This window comes from Streptomyces lonarensis (genome assembly GCF_012033735.1).
In the GTDB taxonomy this organism is placed as follows: Bacteria; Actinomycetota; Actinomycetes; order Streptomycetales; family Streptomycetaceae; genus Streptomyces; species Streptomyces lonarensis.
On record NZ_JAAVJD010000006.1, the window covers coordinates 1 to 7,697 of the forward strand.

The following is a 7,697-nucleotide window of genomic DNA, read 5'->3' on the forward strand; positions in this document are numbered from 1 at the left end:
GCCCCGAGCCCGGCCCCACCCCCCTCACCATGCCCGCGCCCGTGCTCCGCTCCGGCCGCGGCGCCGCCGGCCGGGGCCGCAGACGCCGCGGCGTCGGCCGCACCGCAGGGGCACTCCGGGTGGGGAGGCAGTTCCTCGCGCCGCATCTCCAGCGCCGGCAGCGACAGCTCGCTGCGCACCCCCGCCGGAGTGGAGTCGGGATCGTCGAGGTAGGCCAGCGCGGTGGCCGCCGCCAGCCCCGCGACGGCCACCGCCAGGGTGGCGTCGCACGCCGGCACCCCCGGGGTGCGTCCGTTGCGCCACTGGCCGACCAGCAGCGGCCAGGACGGCTCGCTCCGGGTGCGGTGGCGCAGCAGGCACTCCGCGCAGGCGGAGACCCCGGGCAGCACCAGCGGACCCACGAAGCCGGTCGCCTCCACCACCCCGGCGTAGAGGTGCGGCACCTCGCCGTCCATGGCGGAGAGCGCCGGGTCCGGGTCCGGCACGTAGGCCCGTACTCCGTCGCGCGGTGCCAAGACCACCAGCCGTGCGCCGTCCCCGCGCGCCTCCTGGCCGCTGTCCGCCCGCCACGGGCGCGCCGCCCGCACCACCGCGCGGGCGGCACCGTCGCGGCGGCGTCCGCTGTACCCCGCCGGGATGCCGCCCGGCGCGGTGTCACCGGGCTCGACCCGGCCGCCGTCCACCACCTCGACCAGCCCGACACCGGCCTGGGCGAGGGCGACGGCGAGCGCGGCGCCGACCCGCCCGGCGCCGCGCACCAGCACCCGGGCGGTGCGCCGCGCCTCCAGACGACCCAGCCCGCCGCCGGGCTGCTGCGTGAGCAGCGACTGCGCCGCGAGATCGGGGCGCAGCCGCTCACTGATCCGGGCCGCCGCGGCGCGGTCGGCGGTCGCGTCCTCGAGGAGCCCCGCCTCCGCCAGCCCCCGCGCCACCCGGTCCGCAGCGCCCGGCGGCATGCCCAGCCGGCCCGCCGCCGCCCGCAGGGCGGGCAGCCCGCGCGTGCCGTCCAGCAACCCGAGGAAGGTCTCGGTGGCGGAGTCCAGCGGGCCCAGGAGCACCGAGTGCGGCGGCGTCACCCCGAACCGCACCGTCTGCCGGTCCTGCCACCCGCGACGCAGCGCGGGCTTGATCATCGGATGCATGGTTCGTCCCCCGATCCGCGGGATGTCGCATCCCGCCCCTCGTCGGCACCTCGGACCTTGCACACGGCAAGGCCGTGACCCGTGGTGCTCGTGCGGTCACGAAGAGCATCATGGCGGATCGGTCGTGTCGGCGCTCCGCGTTGTCCACAGGGGGTGGCGTTGGTCATACCGCAGCGGTGTCACAGGGTTCACCGCTGCCGTGCGCGGCCGAGAATCCACCCCGCCAAAAGGCCGCAACGCGGCGGAATCACCCCGGTCGGACAAATCTCACGAATAGTGCACCCGTGGGAGGCGCAGCGGTCCGGTGCGGCTCGTGGCCACGACTTTTGTCCGTGGATGGGGGTACCGTCGAAATGTGCCCGCCGACCCCCTGCAGAGCGTTGGCCCGCCGCAGCGCACCGCCGCGACGGGGCGTCCCGGGGTGGCCGCGCCCCCCGACGGTCCGGTGGAGGTGCGCCGCAGCTCACGGCGGCGCCGCACGGTCTCGGCCTACCGTGAGGGTGGCCGCACCATCGTGCTCATTCCGGCCAGAATGTCCGAGGAAGAGGAACGGCGCTGGGTCGCCGTGATGATGGAGAAGCTGGCCGCCCAGGAGCAGCGGCGCTACCTCGACGACGCGGAGCTCGCCGCCCGGGCCGAACAGCTCTCCGCGCGGTACCTCGACGGCCGGGCGGCGCCCCGGACCGTCCGCTGGGTCACCAACCAGCAGAGCCGCTGGGGCTCGTGCACCCCCGCGGCGGGCTCCATCCGCCTCTCCCACCGGCTCCAGGGGATGCCCGAGTACGTCCTCGACTACGTGCTGCTGCACGAACTCGCCCACCTGCTGGTTCCCGGCCACGGTCCCGGCTTCTGGCGGTTGCTGGAGGGCTATCCCCACACCGACCGGGCGCGGGGCTTCCTCGAGGGCGTGGTCGCCGCGGAGCGGCTGCCGCACGCCCCCGGAGCCGACTGAACCGCGGCAGCCCCCCGTAACCCGTGCACACGGGCGCGCCCCGCCCCCGCGGCGGCGGGAACGGGGCGCGGACGGCGGCAGCGCCGGCCCCGGAGGTGCCGGGGCCGGCGGCCGCTCCGGCTCACAGCAGGGCGCGCGCCCTCGCCGCCAGGCGGACCACCGAGCCGTCGGCGACCCCGGCCACCTCGTCGAAGCCGAACCACCGCAGGTCCGCTGATTCCTCGCTGCGCCTGGCCTCCGCGCCGCGCGGGGCGAGGGCGACGTACTGCACGTCGAGATGGACCGCGCAGGGCGTGAGGTGCCGGTCCAGCGCCACCGGCTGCTCCAGCAGCCGCAGTCCCGCGATGCCGGACTCCTCGCTCGCCTCGCGCAGCGCCGCACCCGCCAGCGAGGTGTCGGAGTCCTCGCAGTGGCCGCCGGTCTGCAGCCACATGTCGAGCTTGGCGTGCAGTGTGAGCAGGACCTGCTCACGCTCCGGGTCCACGACCAGCGCCGAGGCGGTGAGGTGCCCCGCGGCGCACTCCCGGCGCAGCGCGTCCGGGTAGGTCGACAGGTGCGACCGGTACTCGTGGCGCAGCCGGTGCTGCCCCTCGTCCGGAGCCTGCCACCGCTCCAGCACCCGGGAGGCGTCCCGGTGCAGGCTCATGCGCCGCGCCCCGGGCCGTCGCCGTTCCCCTTGCCGCCGTTCTCGTCGCCGTCGCGCGGCTCCTCGTCGCCGGCGCCCGAGCCGCCCGAGCCGGTGCCGCCGCGGGAGTCGTTCCCCGAGGCGCCGCCGTCGCCGGTCCCGTTCCCGGTCCCGTCACCCTCGCCCGCAGCGGCCGAGCCGAGGAGCTTGTCCAGCTCCGAGAAGTCCGTCTGCTCCCGGTGCACGAAGCCGTCCGGGTCGTCCAGGTCCACGGCGGTGGGCAGCAGGTCGGGGTGGGACCACAGGGCGTCGCGGCCGTCGGTGCCCCGGGCGTCGGCCAACGAGGCCCACAGCCGGGCGGCGTCCCGCAGCCGCCGGGGCCGCAGCTCCAGCCCGACCAGGCTGGCGAACATCTGCTCCGCCGGGCCGCCGGTCGCCCGCCGACGCCGCAGCGTCTCGCGCAGCGCGTCGGCCGACGGGAGGTGCCCGGAGGCGGCGGCGTGCACCACCGCGTCCACCCAGCCCTCGACCAGGGCGAGCGCGGTCTCCAGCCGCGCCAGCGCCGCCTTCTGCTCGGGGGTGTCCTCCGGCTGGAACAACCCCTGCTGCAGCTTCTCCTGCAGCTCCTCGGGGCGCGAGGGGTCGATCTGGCCGACCATGTCCTCCAGCCGGGAGCTGTCGACCGTGATCCCGCGGGCGTACCCCTCGACCGCGCCCAGCAGGTGCGAGCGCAGCCACGGCACGTGCTCGAACAGCCGCTGGTGCGCCGCCTCCCGCAGCGCGAGGTACAGCCGCACCTCCTCCAGCGGGACCCCGAGGCCCTCCCCGAAGGTGTCGATGTTGGCCGGCAGCAGCGCCGCCTTGCCCGCCGGGCCGAGCGGCAGCCCCACGTCGGTCGCGCCGAGCACCTCGCCGGCGAGCGTGCCCACGGCCTGCCCGATCTGGGTGCCGAACATCGCGCCGCCCATGGAGCGCATCATCCCGAGCAGCGGCCCGGCCATGGCCTGCATCTCCGAGGGCAGCACCTCACCCATGGCGTTGCCGACCCGCTCCGCCACCGGGTCCACCAGCTTCTTCCAGGTCGGCAGGGTGGCCTCGACCCACTCGGCGCGGCTCCACGCGACGGCCGAGGACGCCCCGGAGGGCAGCGTCGTGACGCCGTCCAGCCAGAGGTCCGCCAGACGGACGGCCTCCGCGACCTTGGCGTGGTCCTGCCCGCCGACGCTGCGGTCGGCCGTGCCGCCGGAATCGCCGCGCGCCACGGTCTGCCGGGCCACGTCCCGGGCGAGGTCCCAGTTCACCGGACCGCCGTCGTAGGACAGCATCTGCCCCAGCTGCTGGAAGGCGGCGCCCAGGTCGGCCGGGCTGCCGGCGCCGCCCGGGCCACCGAGGCCGAACGAGCCGAACATGGCCTCCAGCGGGTTCTGGGGCGGGCCGCCGCGACCGGCGCCGTCGCCCGCGCCCTCACGCTTGTTCTTGCCGGAGTCGTCGTCGCCGGGCTCCTCGGGGAGGCCGAATCCGAAAGGGGTCTCACTCACGAAGAAATCCTCGGCTCTGTGTGTACGGACGGTCGGTCGCGTGCGGCGCCGCCGGGGCCGGTCGCGAGCCGCGCCCGGGCCCCCGCACCGGAGTGACCCCGGGGAATCACCGGAGCGCAAACCGGGGCTTGTCCCTCCAGCCTAGACACCTCTCAGGCAGGATGGGGGCTACGCCTGTCGTATCAGAGACAACCACTGGAGAGATCCTGTGAGTTCCCCGGAGCCCATCGTTCGCGCAGCGCGAAACGACGCCGCGGCCCCGCTGACCATCGCCGTGACCGGCGCGGCCGACGGTGTCGGCGCCCTGTTCACCGAGCGGATCGCGGCGGTTCCCGGCGTGCGGCGGGTGCTCGCACTGGACGAGCGCCCCGGCGACACCGAGGACGTCGAGTGGCACACCCTCGACATCCGCGACCCGGCCCTCGCGGACCGGCTGCGCGGCGACGGCGAGTCGCCCCCGGTCGACGTCGTCGTGCACCTCGCCCTCGACCTCGGCCTGGACTCCGACCCCGCCGCGCGCAGCGCCTACAACGTGCGGGGCACCCAGACCGTGCTGACCGCCGCGGCCGCCGCCGGGGTGCGGCGGGTCGTGCTCTGCACGTCGGCCATGGTCTACGGCGCCCTCGCCGACAACGACGTGCCCCTCTCCGAGGACGCCGAGCTCCGCGCGACGGCCGACGCCGGGGGAGTGGACGACCTGCTGGAGATCGAACGGCTCGCGGAGCGGGCGCCCCACGCCCACCCCGGCCTCACCGTCACGGTGCTGCGCCCGGCGGTGGTCGTCGGCGGCGGGGCGGACACCGCCCTCACCCGCTACTTCGAGTCACCGCGGCTGCTCGTCGTCGCCGGGTCGCAGCCGCGCTGGCAGTTCTGCCACGTCGAGGACCTCGTCTCGGCGCTGGAGTACGCCGCCCTGGGGCTCGTCGAGGGCCCGGTCTCCGTCGGCTGCGACGGCTGGCTGGAGCAGGACGAGGTCGAGGAGCTCTCCGGCATCCGCCGCATGGAACTCCCCTCCGCCGTCGCCCTCGGGGCGGCCTCACGGCTGCACCGGCTCGGGCTGACGCCCTCCCCGGCGGGCGACCTCGCCTACACCATGCACCCGTGGGTGGTCAGCGGCAGCCGGCTGCACGCCGCCGGCTGGCGGCCGCAGTGGAGCAACGAGGACGTGCTCGCCGCGCTGCTGGACGAGGTCGCCGGGCGGCACACCGTCGCCGGCCGCCGACTGGGCGCCAAGGACGCCGCCACCACCCTCGGCGCCGCCGGCGCCACCGTCGCGCTGGTCGGCACCGCCGCGCTGGTACGGCGCGCCCGGCGCCGCCGCCGCTGACGGGCACGCCGCCGCACGGGGTGCCGCGCCGGGCCGGTGCGCCGGTGGGGGAGCATGGAGCCCATGAGGACCGAGGAACCGATCCGCCTGCTGGCCGTCCGCGAGACCCCGCTCTCCCTGGACGAGGTGTTCGCCGCCGTCCCGCACACCGAGGCGGGCGGCACCGCGCTCTTCGTCGGGACCGTCCGGGACCACGACGGACACGCCGAGGGGGCGGCCGTCACCTCATTGGCGTACGAGGCGCACCCCACCGCGGCGGCCCGGCTCAGGGAGGTCGCGGCGGCGGTGGTGGCCGACTTCCCGGTCCGCGCCCTGGCCGCCGTCCACCGGGTGGGTGAACTCCGCGTCGGTGATGTCGCGGTCGTCGTGGCCGTGGCGTGCCCGCACCGCGAGGAGGCATTCGCCGCCTGCCGCAGGCTGATTGACGACCTCAAGCGGGACGTCCCCATCTGGAAGCACCAGACGTTCGCGGACGGATCACGGGAGTGGGTGGCCGCCTGCGAGTTGCCGTGAGCGCCCCGGTGCGCCTCACCGCGACCGCCGCCCGGCGGCCCCGCCGAGGGGCCGCGGAGCGGTTGCGCGACCCCCGGCGCCCGACCAGCGTTGGTCTTCCGGCAGCACAGGGAACTGCTCCTGGGATCGCCTAGGTGGGAGGTACTCATGGCGGCGTTGGTCTGGTTGTTCATCCCGCTGTTCGCGTCTCTGCTGGCGGCGTTGTGGGGCTCGTGGGCAACCCGCAGGCGCTCGGGGGTCGGTGGCGGGCGCGACGCCTCGGGCGTCCGCAGCCACGAGGCGTTCCGCGCCGCGATGGAGCGCCCGGCCCGGACCGGGGAGCGCCCCGCCACGGCACCCGCACCGACGCCCGCCCCGCTGACCTCGCCCGCCCCGGCGGACGGGTGACGGGGCCATCCCGTACTGTCGATCCATGCCACGCCGCATCGCCACCCTGCTGACGTCGGGACTGCTGCTCCTCGGGCTGCTGTTCGCCGCGCTGCTGGTGAAGGTCCCCTACGCGCAGATGTCGCCGGGGCCGACCGTCAACACGCTCGGTGAGCACAACGGGGTGCCGGTGCTCGACATCCAGGGCGCCGAGACCTACGAGACCACCGGGCACCTCAACATGACGACGGTGCGCGTCACCGGTGTCAACTACCGGATGTCGATCGCCGACGCGATGCGGGGCTGGCTGTCGCCGCGGGCCGGGGTCGTGCCCTACGAGACGCTCTACCCGGACGACCGCACCGCCGACGAGGTCGACCAGGAGAACGCCGAGGAGTTCAGCCGCTCCCAGGAGAGCGCCAAGGCCGTCGCGCTGCGCGAGCTCGGGTACGAGCTGGACAGCGAGACCATCGTGGACTCGGTGGTCCGCGGCGGCCCGGCCGAGGGCGAACTGCGCGCCGGGGACGTGATCCTGGAGGTCGACGGCGAGCAGATCGACGAGCCGGCGCAGGTCGCGGAGGTCGTGACCCGGCACTCCGCCGACGAGAAGGTGGTCTTCACCGTGCGCCGCCCGGCGGAGACCGCCGACGCCGAGGCGGCAGCCGCCTCCGCCGACGACGCGGCGCAGGACGGCGCCGACGCGGACGACGAGGTCCTGGACGTCACCGTCGTCACCGCGGCGGCGGAGGACGACGGCCGGGCGATCGTCGGCATCCAGGCCGGCACGGCCTACGTCTTCCCGTTCGAGATCGACATCGAGCTGGCCGACGTCGGCGGTCCCAGCGCCGGGCTGATGTTCTCGCTCGGGATCATCGACAAGCTCACCCCGGAGGAGCTGACCGGCGGCACGTTCGTCGCCGGGACCGGCACCATCGCCGAGGACGGCCGGGTCGGCCCGATCGGCGGCGTGCTGATGAAGACCATCGCCGCGCGGGACCAGGGGGCCGAGTACTTCCTGACGCCGGAGGCCAACTGCCGGTCGCTCCGCGACGGCAGCGCCCCCGACGACCTGACGCTGGTCTCCGTCGGCACCCTGGACGACGCGCTCACCGCGCTGGAGCACATCCGCGCCGACGAGCCGGACCAGCTCACCACCTGCGACGACTGAGCCGCCGGGCGGTTGCGCCCGACGCGGAGCGGGGGGGGGGGGGGGGGGGGGGGGGGGGGGGTCTCC

General features: G+C 75.8%; 8 protein-coding genes. 5 read left to right on the forward strand and 3 right to left on the reverse strand.

Annotation, left to right across the window (positions count from 1 at the left end):
- Positions 1-1,133: ThiF family adenylyltransferase (locus HCN56_RS01990; RefSeq protein WP_245245823.1), on the reverse strand; the 1,133-nt coding region annotated here is incomplete at its 3' end.
- Between the two features lie 364 nt (positions 1,134-1,497).
- On the opposite strand from HCN56_RS01990, the gene HCN56_RS01995 reads away from it, so the two are divergent.
- The gene (locus HCN56_RS01995; protein ID WP_167967680.1) at positions 1,498-2,094 is read left to right on the forward strand and encodes a M48 metallopeptidase family protein; all 597 of its coding nucleotides are present in this window, start codon (positions 1,498-1,500) and stop codon (positions 2,092-2,094) included.
- Between the two features lie 121 nt (positions 2,095-2,215).
- Here the strand turns inward: HCN56_RS01995 and HCN56_RS02000 are convergent, their stop codons facing one another.
- Entirely contained in the window at positions 2,216-2,740 is a 525-nt protein-coding gene (locus HCN56_RS02000) for an NUDIX hydrolase (protein ID WP_167967681.1), read from the reverse strand.
- Complete coding sequence (locus tag HCN56_RS02005) at positions 2,737-4,257, reverse strand: zinc-dependent metalloprotease (protein ID WP_167967682.1); 1,521 nt, start codon at positions 4,255-4,257, stop codon at positions 2,737-2,739. Before HCN56_RS02005 ends, HCN56_RS02000 begins: the two co-directional genes overlap by 4 nt.
- A gap of 208 nt (positions 4,258-4,465) precedes the next feature.
- Here HCN56_RS02005 and HCN56_RS02010 point away from each other — a divergent pair, with 208 nt between their 5' ends.
- The 4 genes from HCN56_RS02010 to HCN56_RS02025 all read left to right on the forward strand — a co-directional run bounded on the left by HCN56_RS02010 (position 4,466) and on the right by HCN56_RS02025 (position 7,631).
- Positions 4,466-5,584 carry an NAD-dependent epimerase/dehydratase family protein gene (locus HCN56_RS02010; RefSeq protein ID WP_167967683.1) on the forward strand — a complete coding sequence of 373 codons (1,119 nt, stop codon included), beginning with the start codon at positions 4,466-4,468 and terminating at the stop codon, positions 5,582-5,584.
- Positions 5,585-5,647: 63 nt separating this feature from the next.
- The gene (locus tag HCN56_RS02015) at positions 5,648-6,097 is read left to right on the forward strand and encodes a molybdenum cofactor biosynthesis protein MoaE (RefSeq protein WP_245245824.1); all 450 of its coding nucleotides are present in this window, start codon (positions 5,648-5,650) and stop codon (positions 6,095-6,097) included.
- A gap of 147 nt (positions 6,098-6,244) precedes the next feature.
- Positions 6,245-6,484 carry a hypothetical protein gene (locus HCN56_RS02020; RefSeq protein ID WP_167967685.1) on the forward strand — a complete coding sequence of 80 codons (240 nt, stop codon included), beginning with the start codon at positions 6,245-6,247 and terminating at the stop codon, positions 6,482-6,484.
- Positions 6,485-6,509: 25 nt separating this feature from the next.
- Positions 6,510-7,631, forward strand: coding sequence for a YlbL family protein (locus tag HCN56_RS02025; RefSeq protein WP_167967686.1), 1,122 nt, complete (start codon positions 6,510-6,512; stop codon positions 7,629-7,631).
- The last annotated feature ends 66 nt before the right edge of the window (positions 7,632-7,697 follow it).

Bases quoted from the DNA above. Each gene is read 5' to 3' on its own strand.
- HCN56_RS02020 (WP_167967685.1), top strand. From the start codon at position 6,245: ATGGCGGCGTTGGTCTGGTTGTTCATCCCGCTGTTCGCGTCTCTGCTG.
- HCN56_RS02015 (WP_245245824.1), top strand. From the start codon at position 5,648: ATGAGGACCGAGGAACCGATCCGCCTGCTGGCCGTCCGCGAGACCCCG.
- HCN56_RS02000 (WP_167967681.1), bottom strand. From the start codon at position 2,740: ATGAGCCTGCACCGGGACGCCTCCCGGGTGCTGGAGCGGTGGCAGGCT.
- HCN56_RS02025 (WP_167967686.1), top strand. From the start codon at position 6,510: ATGCCACGCCGCATCGCCACCCTGCTGACGTCGGGACTGCTGCTCCTC.